The 15,338-nt window shown below is 73.3% G+C and carries 14 protein-coding genes and 1 riboswitch; of the genes, 3 read left to right on the top strand and 11 right to left on the bottom strand.

Features of this window, described 5'->3' with window-relative positions; translation table 11 throughout:
* The first annotated feature begins 15 nt into the window (after positions 1–15).
* Positions 16–900, top strand: a complete 885-nt coding sequence (locus tag ABD665_RS01305; protein WP_204912598.1) for a nitrilase-related carbon-nitrogen hydrolase — start codon at positions 16–18, stop codon at positions 898–900.
* Positions 897–1,988, top strand: a complete 1,092-nt coding sequence (locus ABD665_RS01300; RefSeq protein WP_204912599.1) for an MSMEG_0565 family glycosyltransferase — start codon at positions 897–899, stop codon at positions 1,986–1,988. Before ABD665_RS01305 ends, ABD665_RS01300 begins: the two co-directional genes overlap by 4 nt.
* A 332-nt stretch (positions 1,989–2,320) precedes the next feature.
* Here ABD665_RS01300 and ABD665_RS01295 read toward each other — a convergent pair whose 3' ends face one another.
* A complete protein-coding gene (locus ABD665_RS01295) occupies positions 2,321–4,507 on the bottom strand; it encodes a transglycosylase domain-containing protein (RefSeq protein WP_204912600.1) in 2,187 nt (728 codons plus the stop codon).
* A gap of 104 nt (positions 4,508–4,611) precedes the next feature.
* Here ABD665_RS01295 and ABD665_RS01290 point away from each other — a divergent pair, with 104 nt between their 5' ends.
* A complete protein-coding gene (locus tag ABD665_RS01290; protein ID WP_204912601.1) occupies positions 4,612–5,367 on the top strand; it encodes an alpha/beta fold hydrolase in 756 nt (251 codons plus the stop codon).
* A 144-nt stretch (positions 5,368–5,511) separates the two neighbouring features.
* On the opposite strand, the gene gcvP is transcribed toward ABD665_RS01290, so the two are convergent.
* The 10 genes from gcvP to ABD665_RS01240 all read right to left on the bottom strand — a co-directional run bounded on the left by gcvP (position 5,512) and on the right by ABD665_RS01240 (position 15,330).
* A complete protein-coding gene (gcvP, locus tag ABD665_RS01285) occupies positions 5,512–8,427 on the bottom strand; it encodes an aminomethyl-transferring glycine dehydrogenase (RefSeq protein WP_204914531.1) in 2,916 nt (971 codons plus the stop codon).
* 92 nt (positions 8,428–8,519) lie between these two features.
* Positions 8,520–8,616, bottom strand: a riboswitch (glycine riboswitch).
* An 86-nt stretch (positions 8,617–8,702) separates the two neighbouring features.
* Complete coding sequence (locus tag ABD665_RS01280; protein WP_344741894.1) at positions 8,703–9,293, bottom strand: MerR family transcriptional regulator; 591 nt, start codon at positions 9,291–9,293, stop codon at positions 8,703–8,705.
* A gap of 311 nt (positions 9,294–9,604) precedes the next feature.
* A complete protein-coding gene (locus ABD665_RS01275) occupies positions 9,605–10,084 on the bottom strand; it encodes a bifunctional nuclease domain-containing protein (RefSeq protein ID WP_204912603.1) in 480 nt (159 codons plus the stop codon).
* 134 nt (positions 10,085–10,218) lie between these two features.
* Complete coding sequence (gene ftsR, locus ABD665_RS01270; RefSeq protein WP_204912604.1) at positions 10,219–10,959, bottom strand: transcriptional regulator FtsR; 741 nt, start codon at positions 10,957–10,959, stop codon at positions 10,219–10,221.
* 13 nt (positions 10,960–10,972) lie between these two features.
* The gene (locus ABD665_RS01265) at positions 10,973–11,497 is read right to left on the bottom strand and encodes an FHA domain-containing protein (protein WP_204912605.1); all 525 of its coding nucleotides are present in this window, start codon (positions 11,495–11,497) and stop codon (positions 10,973–10,975) included.
* Between the two features lie 125 nt (positions 11,498–11,622).
* Positions 11,623–12,009, bottom strand: coding sequence for a glycine cleavage system protein GcvH (gene gcvH, locus ABD665_RS01260; RefSeq protein WP_204912606.1), 387 nt, complete (start codon positions 12,007–12,009; stop codon positions 11,623–11,625).
* An 84-nt stretch (positions 12,010–12,093) separates the two neighbouring features.
* Positions 12,094–12,987 (bottom strand): DUF881 domain-containing protein, encoded by an 894-nt coding sequence (locus ABD665_RS01255; RefSeq protein WP_344740784.1) that lies wholly within the window; start codon positions 12,985–12,987, stop codon positions 12,094–12,096.
* Between the two features lie 17 nt (positions 12,988–13,004).
* On the bottom strand, positions 13,005–13,337 hold the full coding sequence (locus ABD665_RS01250) for a DUF1290 domain-containing protein (protein ID WP_204912607.1): 333 nt from the start codon (positions 13,335–13,337) through the stop codon (positions 13,005–13,007).
* The gene (locus ABD665_RS01245; protein WP_204912608.1) at positions 13,334–14,167 is read right to left on the bottom strand and encodes a DUF881 domain-containing protein; all 834 of its coding nucleotides are present in this window, start codon (positions 14,165–14,167) and stop codon (positions 13,334–13,336) included. The genes ABD665_RS01250 and ABD665_RS01245 overlap by 4 nt, the downstream gene beginning before the upstream one ends.
* Positions 14,164–15,330: a glycosyltransferase family 4 protein gene (locus ABD665_RS01240; RefSeq protein WP_344740781.1), complete on the bottom strand. Its 1,167-nt coding sequence runs from the start codon at positions 15,328–15,330 to the stop codon at positions 14,164–14,166. The genes ABD665_RS01245 and ABD665_RS01240 overlap by 4 nt, the downstream gene beginning before the upstream one ends.
* Positions 15,331–15,338 lie beyond the last annotated feature (8 nt).

Below are 15,338 nucleotides of genomic sequence, written 5' to 3'. Positions count from 1 at the left end.
GCCGGGCCGGGGCTGATGGGTCCCGTTCGGCTCGGAGCGGTCGCGGCCCACTTCGGGCGCGACGTCGACCGGACGCTGGCCAAGCTCGAGGCGATGGTCGCGGGCGCCCGGCGCGACGGCGTCGACCTGCTCGTGCTCCCCGGCGCCACGATCGGCGGCTACGTGCCGGACCTGCAGTTCCCGTGGGCGTCCGGGCTCTCGCGCACCGAGGGCGTCCAGGACCTCCCGCCGGCCTTCGCCCTCGACGCCGAGGTGGTCCAGCGGGTCTGCGCGCTGGCCGGCGACCTCGTGCTCTGCTTCGGCTTCTGCGAGCTGGAGGACGGCCTGCGCTACAACACCGCGGTCTGCGTGACCGGTGACGGCGTCCTGGGCCGCCACCGCAAGGTCCACCAGCCGCTCGGCGAGTACGCGGCGTACGCGGCCGGCGACCGGTTCGCGGCCTTCGACACCCCGGTCGGGCGGATGGGCCTGCTGGTCGACTACGACAAGACCTTCCCCGAGTCGGCCCGGGCGCTGGCCCTGGACGGCGCGGAGGTCGTGGCGGCGCTGTCCGCCTGGCCCGCCAGCGTGACGAACCGCGCCGAACGGCTCACCGACGACCGGCAGTCCCGGCTGTTCGACATCTACGACGCCGCGCGGGCCGCCGAGAACCAGATCGTGTGGGTGTCCTCGAACCAGACCGGGGTGTTCGGGGACCTGCGGTTCCTCGGCCAGGCCAAGGTCGTCGGGCCGGGCGGGCAGACGCTCGCCCGCACCGGCACCAAGGGCGGGATGGCCAGCGTCGAGCTGGACGTCGAGGTCGAGGTGGCCCGCGCCCGTCGGCTGCTGCACCACCTCGTGGAACGGCGGCCGGCCGCGTACGGGGCGGTCGCGCACGGCGAGGGGCTGAGGCACGGGTGAGGGTCGCGCTGCTCACCTACTCGACCAAGCCGCGCGGCGGGGTCGTGCACACGCTGGCGCTGGCCGAGGCCCTGGCCGACCTCGGCGTCGACGTCAGCGTCTGGACCCTCGGCCGCGGCGGCGACGACGGGTTCTTCCGCGCGGTCGACCCTCGGGTGGAGGTCGAGGTCGTGCCTCTGCCTCACCTCGAGGGTGAGTCCGTCGGCGAACGGATCCTGCGCTCCATCAGCACCCTGGGGGCCGCGTTCGCCGAGCGCACGCGGAGGGCGGGCGCGTACGACGTGGTCCACGCGCAGGACTGCATCAGCGCGAACGCCGTCCCGCGGTGCGTGCGGACGGTCCACCACCTCGACCAGTTCACGACGCCCGAGCTGGTGGCCTGCCACGAGCGCGCGATCGTCCGGCCGTACGCCCACGTCTGCGTGTCCGCCGCCGTCGCCGCCGAGGTGGAGGCGGGCTGGGGGCTGCACCCGGTCGTGATCCCCAACGGCGTGGAGGCGGAGCGGTTCGCGGCCGCCGCGGCCGACCCCGGCGCGGCCGCTCCCTGGCGAGACCGCTTCGGGCGCTACGTCCTCGCGGTCGGCGGCATCGAGCCGCGCAAGGGCACGCTGGACCTGCTGGAAGCGTTCGCGCTCGCCCGGGAGACGCTGCCCGACCTGGAGCTGGTGGTAGCGGGCGGGGAGACCCTGTTCGACTACCGCGACTACCGCGCGGCGTTCGACGCCCGGGCCGTCGCGCTCGGGGTCGAGACGCACGTGCTCGGACCGGTCGACCACGACGTCCTGCCGGGGCTCGTCGCCGGCGCCGCGGTGCTCGGGTTCGTCTCGACGAAGGAGGGGTTCGGGCTCGCGGCGATGGAGGCGCTCGCCGCCGGGGTCCCCGTCGTCACGCGCCCGCTGCCGGTGCTGCGGGAGGTGTTCGGCGACCACGTCCGCTACGGGCAGGACCCCGCGAGCATCGCCACCGCCCTGCTCGCCGCCGTCGCCGACGGCCCCCTCCCCGGCGGCGAGGACCTCGCCCGCCGGCACACGTGGCGAGCAGCCGCCGAGCGGCACCTCGACCTGTACCGGAGCCTCACCGGGCACTGACGGCGACGCCAGAACGCCCCCTGAGCCTGTCGAAGGGCCACGCAGTGGTAAGCGCTTCTCGATGCCGACCTCTTCGAGGCCCTTCGACGAGCTCAGGGGGCGTTGGTGCTCCTCCCCGCAAGAGAGGAGGTCTGGGTCGGCATGCGGAAGAACGCCCCCCGGAGCTTGTCGAAGGGGGCGTTGGTGCTTCTACCGCAGGAGAGCGGTGCTCGGTCGCGAGACGGACGAACGCCCCCTGAGCCTGTCGAAGGGCCACGCAGTGGTCGGCGTCTCTCGATGCCGACCTCTTCGAGGCCCTTCGGCTGGCTCAGGGGGCGTGAGCCCTGCTGCGGTCAGCGACCGCCGGGGCGGCCGTCCTGGCCGTACTGGCTGAACCGGTCGTTCGACGTCGTGCGGTCGCTCGGGTCGCCACGGACGAGGTCGACCGGGGGCGTCGGGAAGGACTCCTTCGGCTTGCCGTCGAGGTAGTCCTCCATGACGGGCTTCCAGATGCGCCGACCCGCGTCGCCACTGCCGGAACCCTCGAGGTAGAGACCCGAGGAAGGCACGGTGTAGCCCTTGAGGCTCGTGCGGGAGCTGCGCTCCTTGTCGATGCTGATCATCGCGGCGCCGGCGATCTGCGGCGTGTAGCCGACGTACCAGACGGCCGCGTTGCTGTCGATCGTCCCGGTCTTGCCGGCCTGCGGGCGACCGTCGGCCGTCCGCGCCCGGGCGCCGGTGCCCTTGGTGACGACGCTGGAGAGCAGGGAGTCCATCGCGCTGGCGACGTCCTCGCTGATCACGCGCTTGCAGTCCGCGCCCGGGACCTCCCGGTCCTTGCCGCTGCCGTCGGTGATCTTGGAGACGATCACCGGGTTGCAGTGGATGCCGCCGGAGGCGAAGGTCGCGTACGCGTTGGCCACCGAGAGCGGGCTGACCTCGGCGGTGCCCAGGGTGAACGAGGGCTTGTCGTCGTACCAGCTGATCGGCCGGTCGGGGGTGCTCGACTGCACGCCGAGCTTCTCGGCCATCTTGGTGACGTCGCACATGCCGACATCGAGCGCCAGCTGGACGAAGTAGGTGTTCACGGAGAACTCGGCGGCCCGGTACATGTCCATGTTCCCGTTGACGCCGGTCGAGTTCTCCACGGGGAAGTCGCCGACGACACGGGTGCTGCCCTCGCAGCTGTCGAAGTCGGCGCCCGAGAAGTCCATCTTGGCGCGCGCGTTGTAGCGCTTGGCCAGGGGGATCCCGTTCTCCAGCGCCGCGGCGGCGGTGAAGGCCTTGAACGTCGACCCGGCCTGGAAGCCCTGGGCGCCGCCCATCTCCGGCGAGGCGGAGTAGTTCCAGTAGGTCTGACCCTTCTTGGCGTCCGACCCCATCACGGGACGGCTCTGCGCCATCGCCACGATCTTGCCGGTGCCGGGCTCGATCATGTCCATGACGGAGATGACCGGGTCCTTGGCGGAGACGGCGTCGTTCACCTTCTCCTGCACCTCGTCCTGCGTGTCCGGGTCGATCGCCGTTCGGATGGTGAGGCCGCCGCGCATCAGCAGCTTCTCCCGGTCGGCCTCGGTCTTGCCCAGGCTCGGCATCTGCAGCACGGTCCGACGGACGTAGTCGCAGACGAACGGCAGGTCGGTGCTCTGGCAGCCGCTGGCGACCTCGGTCACCTGCTTCTCGGAGAACGACGTCTTCTTCGCCTTGGTGACGGCGGCCTGGCTCGCGGTGCCCAGCTCGGCCATCCGGTCGAGCACGACGTTGCGGCGCTCGATGCCGGCGTCGGGGTGCGCGACGGGGTCGTAGCCGTTGGGGTTCTGCACCAGGCCGGCGAGCAGCGCGGCCTGCGGCAGCGTGAGCTTCTTCGCGCTCGTGCCGAAGTAGTGCTGCGAGGCCGCGCCGATGCCGTACGCGCCGTCGCCGAAGTAGGCGATGTTCAGGTAGCGCTCGAGGATCTGGTCCTTGCTCATCGTGTCCTCGACGGACACGGCGTAGCGCAGCTCGCGGAGCTTGCGCTGGTAGCTGGTGTCGGTCGCGGCCTCGACCGCGGCCTCGTCGCCGCTGAGTGCGGCCGCGTTGACCTGGACCTGCTTGACGTACTGCTGCGTGAGCGTCGAACCGCCCTGGGTGACGCCGCCAGCGAAGAAGTTCTTGACGAAGGCGCGGACCGTGCCCTGGGCGTCGAGGGGACCGTGCTCGTAGAAGCGGTGGTCCTCGATCGAGATCAGCGCCGTGCGCATCACCGGCGCGATGTCGGCCAGCTTGGTGTACGTGCGGTTCTGGTCGTAGAAGTAGGCGATCGTCCGGCCCTCCGCGTCCAGCACACGTGAGCGCTGCGCCTGGGCCGGCGCGTCGAACTCGAGCGGCAGGCTCGCCATCCCGTCGCGCGCCGTCTTGGCCCCCCAGGCCGCCCCGCCCACGAAGGGCAGGGTCAGCGCGGTCACCAGCAGCCCGCACACCACGCTCACGAGCACGAACAGCCCACCGGTCCTCAGCAGGGAACGGGGGCGGCGGGCAGCAGCGAGCGTCGGAGAAGTCATCGAGTGATCAACGCTCGGACGGGGTCCAGGGTTTCCCGTCCGCACTGTGATCCCGGTCGCCCGAGCGTGTCGTGCCGCCCGGCGGCCCTGCGATGATCCGGGGCGTGGCCGAGCGCGTGACGTTCCCGAGCACCAGCGGACCCCTGCTGGCGGGTCTCGTCGACCTGCCCGAGGGGCCCGTACGCGGCTGGGCGGTGCTCTCGCACGGCTTCACGCTCGGCAAGGACTCCCCCGCCGCGAGCCGGATCGCCAAGCAGCTGGCCCGCGAGGGGGTCGGGGTGCTGCGGTTCGACAACCTGGGCCTGGGCGACTCGGAGGGCGACTGGGGCGACGGGTCGTTCTCCCGCAAGGTCGAGGACACGGCCCAGGCCGTGCGGTTCATGGAGGACGCGGGCCGGCCGGTGCGGCTGCTGGTCGGCCACTCCTTCGGCGGCGCCGCCGCGATCGCGGCCGCGCACCTGGTCGACGGCGTGAAGGCGGTCGCGAGCATCGGGGCGCCGTACGAGCCGCGGCACGTCGAGCACAACTACGACGCCCTGCTCGAACGCATCGAGGCCGAGGGCGAGGCCCTCTTCGTCGCGGGCGGCAAGGCGCTGACCCTGCGGCGCCACTTCATCGAGGACGTCCGGGCGACCGACCTGCGCGACCGGATCCGGACGTTGCGCCGGGCCCTGCTGGTCATGCACTCCCCCACGGACAACACCGTGGGCGTCCGCAACGCGAGCCTGATCTTCCAGACCGCCCGGCACCCGCGGAGCTTCGTGGCGCTGGAGGGCGCGGACCACCTGCTCACCGGCAAGGGCCAGGCGGCACGCGCCGCGCGCATCATCAGCGCGTGGGTCGACCCCTACCTGGCCTGACCGCCCGAGCCCCATCGCGACCCCCTCGTCGACTCTGCATCCCCACCACTGTCCCGCGGGACGCAGGAAACGCTCACTCCCGACACGCGCCGGGGCGGGCGGGACGTCGGGAGTCAGCGTCTCCTGGGGGGGACGGGCTGGGGCTCATTCCTCGAAGGCCTCCGGCGGCGGGCAGGTGCAGACCAGGTGCCGGTCGCCGAAGCCGCCGTCGATGCGGCCGACCGGCGGCCAGTACTTGTCGCCCCCCGTGGCGTAGATCGGGCCGGCGTGCAGGCCGGCCGGGTAGGCGCCGACCCGCCGGGAGTAGGGGTGCTCCCACTCGTCGGCGGTCACGGCGCCCTGCGTGTGCGGCGCGTTGACCAGCGGGTTGTCGTCGTGCGGCCACTCGCCGGACTCGACGCGGGCGATCTCGTCGCGGATCGCGAGCATCGCGTCGCAGAACCGGTCGAGCTCGCCCAGGTCCTCCGACTCGGTCGGCTCGACCATCAGCGTCCCGGCGACCGGGAAGCTCATGGTCGGGGCGTGGAAGCCGTGGTCGACCAGCCGCTTGGCCACGTCGTCCACGGTCACGCCGCTGGCCTTCGTGATCGGGCGCAGGTCGAGGATGCACTCGTGCGCGACGCGCCCGTCCCGGCCCGCGTAGAGCACCGGGTAGGCCGCGCCGAGCCGGGCGGCGACGTAGTTAGCGGCGAGCAGCGCGTGCTCGGTCGCCGAGGTCAGCCCGTCGGCGCCCATCATCGCGATGTAGGCCCAGCTGATCGGCAGGATGCCGGCCGACCCGTACGGGGCCGCCGAGACCGGACCGACGCCTGCACCGACGCGACCCGTGCGGGGGTCCCCGGGCAGGTAGGGCACGAGGTGCTCCCCCACGGCGACCGGACCGACGCCGGGCCCGCCGCCACCGTGCGGGATGCAGAACGTCTTGTGGAGGTTGAGGTGGCTGACGTCGGCCCCGAAGCGGCCGGGCTGGGCGAGCCCGAGCAGCGCGTTGAGGTTCGCGCCGTCGACGTAGACCTGGCCGCCCGCGTCGTGCACCAGGGCGCACAGCTCGGTGATGGTCTCCTCGAACACGCCGTGCGTCGAGGGGTAGGTGACCATGATCGCGGCGAGCGCGTCGGCGTGGGTCTCGATCTTGGCCCGCAGGTCGTCGAGGTCCACCGAGCCGTCGTCGGTCGCCTTGACCACCACGACCTTCATGCCGGCCATGACGGCCGAGGCCGCGTTGGTGCCGTGCGCCGAGGACGGGATGAGGCAGATGCGGCGGGCGTCGTCGCCGCGGGCGTCGTGGTAGGCCCGGATGGCCAGCAGGCCGGCGAGCTCGCCCTGGCTGCCGGCGTTCGGCTGGACCGAGACACGGGCGTAGCCGGTCACCTCGGCGAGCCAGCCCTCTAGCGTGCCGACGAGCTCGGCGTAGCCCTCGGCGTCCTCGGCGGGCGCGAGCGGGTGCAGGTTCGCGAAGCCGTCGTACGAGATCGGCTCCATCTCGGTCGTCGCGTTGAGCTTCATCGTGCAGGAGCCGAGCGGGATCATCCCGCGGTCGAGCGCGAAGTCGCGGTCCGACAGCGCACGGAGGTAGCGCAGCATCGCCGTCTCGCTGTGGTGCGTGCGGAAGACCGGGTGCTGCAGGTAGGACGAGGTGCGGGCGCTGGCGGTGAGGTCGCCGTACGCCGACAGGTCCTCGTGCGCGGCCGTGCCGTCGGTGCTGCCGTGGTCGATGCCGAAGGCGGCACGGACGGCGTCCAGGTCAGCGGTGGTGGTGTCCTCGCCCACGGAGATCCCGACGCGACCGGCGTCGACGAGCCGCAGGTGCACCCCGGACCGCCGGGCCCGCTCGACGACCTCGGCGGCCTCCCCGGGGACGGCGACCGTGAGGGTGTCGAAGAAGGACGCGTGGTCGGGCACGAGCTTGGCCGCGGCCAGGTCGGCGGCGAGCGCCGTCGTGTCGGCGTGCACGCGCTCCGCGATCGTGCGCAGGCCGTCGGGGCCGTGGTAGACGGCGTACATGCTGGCCGCGACGGCGAGCAGCACCTGCGCGGTGCAGATGTTCGACGTGGCCTTCTCGCGGCGGATGTGCTGCTCGCGGGTCTGCAGGGCGAGGCGGAAGGCGGCGGTTCCGTGGACGTCGCGGGAGACGCCGACGAGCCGGCCGGGCAGCGTGCGCTCCAGCCCGGCGCGCACCGACATGAAGGCGGCGTGCGGGCCGCCGTAGAAGAGCGGGACGCCGAAGCGCTGGCTCGAGCCGACGGCGATGTCCGCACCCCACTCGCCGGGCGGCGTGACGAGGGTGAGCGCGAGCAGGTCGCAGGCGGCGATGACGAGCGCACCCTGCTCGTGGGCCTGGGTGGCGAGCGCCTGGAGCTCGGCGGTCGGCGCCACGCGGCCGTCGGCGGCCGGGGTCTGGACCACGACGGCGAAGGCGTCGGTCTCGCGCAGGGCGGCCGGCAGGTCGTCGGCGAGCTGGACCTCGATGCCGAGCGGCTCGGCGCGGGTGCGGACGACCGCGATGGTCTGCGGCAGGCTCGCCGCGTCCAGCAGCAGGACGCGGCCGGTCTTGGTCGAGCGGCGGGCGACGGTCATCGCCTCGGCGACCGCGGTGGCCTCGTCGAGCAGGCTCGCCCCGGCGGTGGGCAGGCCGGTCAGGTCGCTGACCATCGTCTGGAAGTTCAGCAGCGCCTCGAGCCGGCCCTGGCTGATCTCGGGCTGGTACGGCGTGTAGGCGGTGTACCAGGCCGGGTCCTCGAGGACGTTCCGGCGGATCACCGACGGGGTGACCGTGCCGTGGTAGCCGAGGCCGATCATGGCGCGGAGCGGGTTGTTCCGGGCGGCGAGACCGCGCAGGGAGCTCAGCGCCTCGGTCTCCGACAGCGCCGGGGGAAGGTTCAGGGGGGCCTGCATGCGGATGCCGGCGGGCATCGCCTGGGCGACGAGCTCCTCCAGCGAGCCGAGGCCGAGGGTGGCGAGCATCTTGTCGCGCTCGTCGGCGCGCGGACCGATGTGGCGGTCGGCGAAGACGGTCGGGGCGGAGCGTGCGAGGTCGGTTGCTGCGGCGTCGTGGGCCATGGACGGTGCTCCCGGGGAACGGCTCGGCTGCGCCGGCGGCCGCGCGTGGGCGGTCACCGATCCCCCTCTGTCGCCGGTGGCTCCAGAGTCGTCATGGCCGCGCGGTCTGGGTGCCTGAGAGGTTCCGGGGATGTTGCCCCTTCGGCGGCACGTCTCATCGCTGAGCGTGCACTCTCCCGCGTGGTCGCTGGACTACGCAGAACCCTACCCCGAGCAGCTCCGGCGTCGGGAACGCCACGAGCGGCCGACTACGGAGAAACGCCCCGTCGACTGGTTCAGCCGGCGGCGCGGGCGCGGCGACGGAGCGAGAGCTCGTCCGCCGCGGACGACGTCGCGCCGGCCTCGGGCTCCGGCTCGGCCCGCTCGGCGGGCAGCGACGAGAGCGTGCCCTCGATCGAGCGCCAGACGCCGCCGAGCGCGATGCCGAAGACGCCCTGGCCGCCGCTGAGGAGGTCGATGACCTCGTCGTTGCTGGTGCACTCGTAGACCGAGATGCCGTCGCTCATCAGCGTGACCTGCGTGAGGTCGTCGACCCCGCGAGCCCGCAGGTGCGTGATCGCGGTGCGGATCTGCTGCAGCGAGATGCCGGCGTCGATGAGCTTCTTGATGACCTTGAGGATCAGGATGTCGCGGAAGCTGTAGAGCCGCTGCGAACCGGAACCGCTGGCCCCGCGGATCTCGGGGACGACGAGCCCGGTGCGGGCCCAGTAGTCGAGCTGGCGGTAGGTGATCCCGGCGGCGCTGCAGGCCACCGGCCCACGGAACCCCAGGTCCCGCGGCAGCGGGGAGAAGTCGCCCTCGAAGAGCAGCGCCTGGGCCGCGTCGACGACCTCGGGCCGTGCGGCCTCGTCGGGCCGCGTCGACACGGGCTGATCGGTGCTGCTCACGGACACCTCCGGTGGTGACCCGTGCCGTGATGGAACGGGTTCTGGCGGGCGGAGGACTCGTCCCCCGAGTCTTCCTACGTACGGGTCTGGCTGCGCACCTCGTGTAATTCCCCTGCGGTACTTCTCCCGAAACCTAGGGCCGGGCCGCTCTCCGGGCCACCGACACGCCGTCTCCGGGGTCGACCGACCTCAAGTCTCGAGAGCGGGTCGAGAGATTCACGGGCGCGGTCGAGGAGCTCCCGCACGGACGTCGTGGGATCGTTCCCCCTCACCAGACCGCGCTTCCGCGGTCAGGCCTTGGGCTCCTCGCCGGTCACGAAGTCGTCCGGGTCGACGTTGTCGAGGAACTCCCGGAACTTCTCGACCTCGTCCTCCTCGGCCTCGGGCATCTCGATGCCCGCGACGTCGAGGACGTCCTCCGCGCAGAAGATGTCCGAGCCGACGCGCAGCGCGAGCGCGATCGCGTCCGAGGGACGGGCGCTGATCTCGGTGTCGTCGATGACGAGGACGGCGTAGAACGTGCCGCCCTCGAGCTCGGTGATGTGGACCGCCGTGAGCCGGTGCTGCAGGCCCGCGAGGACGTCGACCATCAGGTCGTGGGTGAGGGGACGGGGCGGGACCACGCCCTCTTGCGCGTTCGCGATGGCGGAGGCCTCGTTGGCCCCGATCCAGATGGGGAGGAAGCGGCTCCCGCCCACCTCGCGCAGCAGCACCATCGGTGCGTTGGACGGCATCTCGACCCGGACGCCGACCACATCGAGCTCTCGCATGGCCCAACCCTACGTCCGCCCGCAGGACTTGCGGAGGGGTACCGCAGCCGGGTGGCGGCGGGCACCGTCCGGGAGCCGACCCGACCCGTACGCAGACCCGGTGGCGCCGCTCGACCCGCTCGGCGGGAGGTCGGTCAGCGCTCCATCGCGGTGCGCACGAGGGCGGCGTGGAAGCTGATGACGAGCTGGGTGACCTCGCCGGAGACGTCGGTGTTGCCGCCGGCCCGGCGCACGTACGGCGCGATGGCCTGCTCGACGAGCCCGACCTCGCGGTCCGCCGACATCTTGAACGCGCGCAGGTGTCGGCCGTCGATGCCGTACTCCCCCAGCCGTCGCGCGGCGATGGCCAGGGTGAGGGCGTCACGACCGTAGAAGCTGCCGCCCCGGCGCGGCACCACGATCCCGGTGCGCTCCAGCTCGACGAGCCCGGCCTCGCTCAGCCCGCTGGCCTCGAGCAGGTCCTGACGGGAGAGCCGCAGCGCCTTCTTCGGTGCCGCCGGCGGCGCGGACGGCGTCGGGGCCACCACGGGCGCGGCGGTGCCGGTGGGGCTCGACCCTGCCTCGAGGGTCTTGGGTTCCGGCGGCGTCTGGCCGCGGTCCATCATCTCGAGGTGCTCGCGGATCACCTTGAGCGGCAGGTAGTGCTCGCGCTGGACCGAGAGCACGTAGCGCAGCCGCTCGACGTCGTGCTCGGCGTAGCGCCGGTAGCCGGACGGCGCGCGCTGCGGCGTGATCAGCCCCTCGGACTCGAGGAAGCGGATCTTCGAGATCGAGATGTCGGGGAACTCGCCGCTCAGCGCCGTGAGCACCTGCCCGATGCTGCGGGTGACCTCGCGCCCGCTGCCCGGCCGGCGCGGCTCGGGGGACGCCGTCACCGCACGTGCCGCCTCACCGGTCCGCGTCCTTGGCGCTGGCGTAGTAGACGAGCCGGAACTTGCCGACCTGCACCTCGTCCTCGGGCTGCAGCAGCGCCTCGTCCACGAGCTCGCGGTTGACGTAGGTCCCGTTCAGGCTCCCGAGGTCCTTCACCCGCACGCCGTCGGCGGCCCGCAGGAACTGCACGTGCTTGCGGGAGACCGAGATGTCGTCGAGGAAGATGTCGGAGTCGACGTGGCGCCCGGCGGTCGTCACGTCGTGGTCGAGCAGGAAGCGGCTGCCCGCGTTGGGCCCGCGCTGCACGATCAGCAGCGCCGAGCCCTGGGGCAGCGCGTGCACCGCGGCCTCGTCGACGCTGCTGAGCGCGTCGGGCGTGGGCTCGTCGACGACGGCCGGGATCGTGCGGGTCGTGTCACCGGTCGACACCGACGACGGCGCGGGCGCCTGCGGCGGGGTGGCGGTCAGCGGGGCCCCGCACTGCGCGCAGAAGTTCGCCCCGTCGGGGTTGTCGTGTCCGCAGTTGGTGCAGAAGGGCATGGGCTCGCTTTTCGCCGGGTCTCGAAGACTCGAGACGTGATCGAGAGTTTAGAGGGCCTCGCACCGCTCGACCAGCGGTGCACCCGTGGTGCCCGACCGCAGGGCGGACGCCTGGACGGTCATGGTCAGGCGCCCAGCTGCTCGGCGTACGCGTCGGCGTCGAGCAGGTCGTCGAGGTCGGCGTCCTCGCTGACCTCGAGCTCGAAGAGCCAGCCGTCGCCGTACGGGTCGGCGTTGACGGTCTCCGGGCTGCCCTCGAGCAGCGGGTTGACGGCGCTCACCGTGCCGGCGATGGGGCTGAGGACGTCGGAGACCGACTTGGTCGACTCGAGCTCGCCGCACGCGTCACCCACGTCGACGCTGTCCCCCACCGACGGCAGGGACACGTAGACGATGTCGCCGAGCTGCTCGGCGGCGTACGCGGTGACGCCCACGCGGACGGTGAGCTCGTTGCCCTGCCGCACCCACTCGTGGTCGGCGGAGTACTTGAGGTCTTCGGGGTAGTCGGGCACGCGTCGAGGCTCCTGTGGTGCGAAGGGTGGGATCGGCTCGGCGGGTCCGCGCGCGATGTCGTCCGAGGTCAGGGTCGTCCGAGGTCAGCGCGGGGTGGGCCCCGAGGTTGCGGGCCGAGCGTACTGAGAGGCGGGCGGCACGTGCAAGGACGTCACCACCACGTCGTCACTCTGGTCGATCTGCACGTCGCCGCCGATCTTGGGCCCGGTGATCTCCGAGACGATGCCGCCGCGGAACCGGGCGGCCTCCTCGAGGCTGTGCGGGTCGCCGATCACGGAGATCGTGAGCGGCCGGGCGACCCGGATCCCGTCGACCACGAGGGTCGTGCCGTCGTCGCCGAACCACGTCGACGCGACCACGCGGGCCTGGCCGTTGATGTCGATGACCTCGGCGCCCGCGTCTCGCATCTCCTCCACGGCGTCCAGCACCACGTTCGCGTCGACCTTGTCCTGCGGGTCGCTGATCCGCATCCGGATCCCGGACCCGCGCGCCGGGGCCGTGCCGGCCAGGATCGCCAGCTCGTCGACGCGCTGCTGCGCGTCCTCGCGGGCCACGCGCTGGCTGTCGGCGCCCGACTCCAGCCGCGCCCTGGTCCCCTGCAGCTCCGCGACCTCCGCCTCGAGGCGTCGCGACTCCACGCCCAGGCCGTCGAGGATCTGCACGAGGTCCTCGCGGCGCGAGTTGCGGTAGGCGTCGCCGGAGTCGTTCGACCGGATCTGCACCACGCCGGCCATGCCGAGCAGGCAGAGCACGACCGCGGCCACGAGCTGGCTGCGGCCCGGGTGCAGCGCCGCCCGCCCGATCCGACGCCAGACCCCGGGCCGCGGGGCGTCCCCGCCGGGACGACGGCCCGCGTCGGGGCTGCCGTCGGACCGTTCCGCGTCGTCGGACGACGAGCCGGCCTCGTCCTCGGTCAGCCGGTCGCGGCTCCGGGCGAGGGCCGCGAGCCTCCGGGAGCTGACGCGCCGCTCAGCCACGGGTCGCCCCGACCGTCTCAGGCATGGAACAGCACCCGCCGGATGGCGGCCACGTTGGTGAAGATCCGGATGCCGAGGACGACGACGACCCCGGTGGAGAGCTGCGAGCCGACGCCGATCTGGTCGCCGACCCAGACGATGAGGGCGGCGATGAGGACGTTGGAGACGAACGACACGACGAACACCCGGTCGGTGAACGTCCCCTCGAGGTAGGCCCGGAACGCGCCGAACAGGGCGTCGAGCGCCGCGACGATGGCGATCGGGAGGTAGGGCTGCAGGCCCACGGGCAGGGTCGGCTGCAGCAGCAGGCCGAGCACGACGCCCACGACGAGGCCGACGAGCGGGATCACCGGTCCACCGTCCGGGCGTAGCGCAGGGTGATCCCGGGGTCGGAGTCGAGCACGAGCCGGGAGGCGTCGGAGGTCTGGTAGGTCATGTCGCGGTTCTGGGCGAGGTCGTTCCACCAGGCTCCGGCGGCCGACTCGGCGAGCCGGGCCTGCAGCGTACGCGGGTCGCCGATCGCCTCGACCCGGTACGGACGCGTGAGCGAGCGGTAGTCGACGGTGATGGCGTCGCCCGCGCCCCGGATCGCCGTCAGCGCCGACAGCCGGTGCCCGTTGATCGCCACCGCCTCGGCGCCGGACGCCCACAGCCCGTTGGCCAGCACCTGCAGGTCGAGGTCGAGGACCTGGTCGCGCGCGTCGTCGTCGGTCGTGGACGCGTCGTCGACGACGACCACGATCCCCGGTCCGGTGACCGGGGCGAGGCCGACCGCGGGGCCGAGCCGGTCGATCTGCGCCTCCAGCGCGCGGCTGGACGCGTCGGTGCCCAGGGCCGACGAACGCAGCCCGTCGATCTGGCCGTCGAGGTCCTCGACCTGGCGGCGGAGCGCGTCCTGCTGGCTCTCGGCGGCCCCGATGCGTTCGACGAGCTCGGCCCGCTCGGTCTCCTGCACCGGCCGTGCGCGGTTGGTCTGGAGCGCGCCGACGGCGAAGAGGGTGCCGGCCAGCACGAGCACCAGGGCCAGCCACCAGTGGGCACGGGGCCGGCGGCGCTGCCCGGGCGGGACGTCGGCGGCGACGCGGGCGTAGTCGGGGTCGACCGGCTCGCGCAGGATCTGGTTCAGCAGGTCCATGCTCGCGTCGACGCGACGCGGCGGGGCCGTCGGCGGCGTGCTCACGAGACCTCCTCCCCCACCGGGGCCACGAGCGCGGGACGACCGAGGACGTCGTCGTAGACGGCGAGGACCTCCGGCCCGACCACGGACCAGTCGTAGCGGTGCGCCAGCGCACGGGCCCGGCGGGTCCGCGGGCCGCGGCCCTCGAGCAGGGCGGCCGACACGGCGGCCGCCAGCGCCTCCGGGTCCCCGCGCCGGAACAGCCGGCCGGCGGGGTCGTGGGCGCCGCCGAGCAGCTCGGCGAAGGGCGCCAGGTCCGACGCGACCACGGGCACGCCGGAGGCCATGGCCTCGAGCACGACGATGCCGAAGCTCTCCCGCGCCGTGTGCGGCGCGACGTAGACGTCCGCCGTGCGGAGCAGGGCCCGCTTCTCGGCCTCGTCGACGAGGCCGAGGCTGCGGCAGCCGGGGGGCAGGTCACGCGGACCGGGGCCGGCGACCAGGACCTCCAGGTCGGGGTGGGTTCGCCGCAGCGCCGGCAGCGCCGCGAGCAGCACGTCGAGGCCCTTGCGCCGCTCCCCGCTGCGGCCAAGGAACAGCAGCCGCGGAGGCCCGTCCGTCCGCCCGTCCGCCGGCAGCCGCGCGTCGGACGGCTCGTACGCCGTCACGTCGAGGCCGTTGGGGACCACGACGGCGTCGCGCCCGAGGTGACCGACGACGACCTCGCGGGCCGTCGGCGACACGGCGATGCCCGCGTCGATCCGGTCCACGGCGCCGGACAGGGCCGAGCCCGCCAGGCGCAGGGCGCGCGAGCGGGGGGTGGCCGTGTGGAATGTCGCCACCACCGGTCCGCGCGACGCGCCCAGGGCGAGCAGCGAGGCGCTCGGCGCGAGGGGTTCGTGCACGTGCAGCAGGTCCACGGCGTGCGCGGCGACCCAGCGCCGGGTCCGCGCCGCGGCGAGCGGCCCGAAGGCGACGGGCGCCACCGAACCGTTGTAGCGGACGCCCATGGCCGCCCCCGCCGACGTGAACCGGTCCGCCTCGAGCCCGTACGCGTCGTCGGGCAGCCCGCCGGGCGCCAGCACGTGCACGTCGTGCCCGGCCCGCCGCAGGAACGCCGCCAGCCCCAGCACCTGGTTCTGCACACCGCCGGGGACGTCGAGCGCGTACGGGCAGACGAGCCCGATGCGCAGTCCGGGTGCGGGGGTTCGTCCCCCCTCCTGCATGAGCCCCC

The sequence above is a fragment of the Microlunatus spumicola genome, from assembly GCF_039536445.1.
Classification (GTDB): Bacteria; Actinomycetota; Actinomycetes; order Propionibacteriales; family Propionibacteriaceae; genus Microlunatus; species Microlunatus spumicola.
Note: the sequence above shows the minus strand (reverse complement) of the source record. Positions and strands in the feature narration are given on the sequence as shown.

Bases quoted from the DNA above. Each gene is read 5' to 3' on its own strand.
- ABD665_RS01305 (WP_204912598.1), top strand. From the start codon at position 16: ATGGGTCCCGTTCGGCTCGGAGCGGTCGCGGCCCACTTCGGGCGCGAC.
- ABD665_RS01295 (WP_204912600.1), bottom strand. From the start codon at position 4,507: ATGACTTCTCCGACGCTCGCTGCTGCCCGCCGCCCCCGTTCCCTGCTG.
- gcvP (WP_204914531.1), bottom strand. From the start codon at position 8,427: ATGGCCCACGACGCCGCAGCAACCGACCTCGCACGCTCCGCCCCGACC.
- ABD665_RS01275 (WP_204912603.1), bottom strand. From the start codon at position 10,084: ATGCGAGAGCTCGATGTGGTCGGCGTCCGGGTCGAGATGCCGTCCAAC.
- ABD665_RS01265 (WP_204912605.1), bottom strand. From the start codon at position 11,497: ATGCCCTTCTGCACCAACTGCGGACACGACAACCCCGACGGGGCGAAC.
- ABD665_RS01240 (WP_344740781.1), bottom strand. From the start codon at position 15,330: ATGCAGGAGGGGGGACGAACCCCCGCACCCGGACTGCGCATCGGGCTC.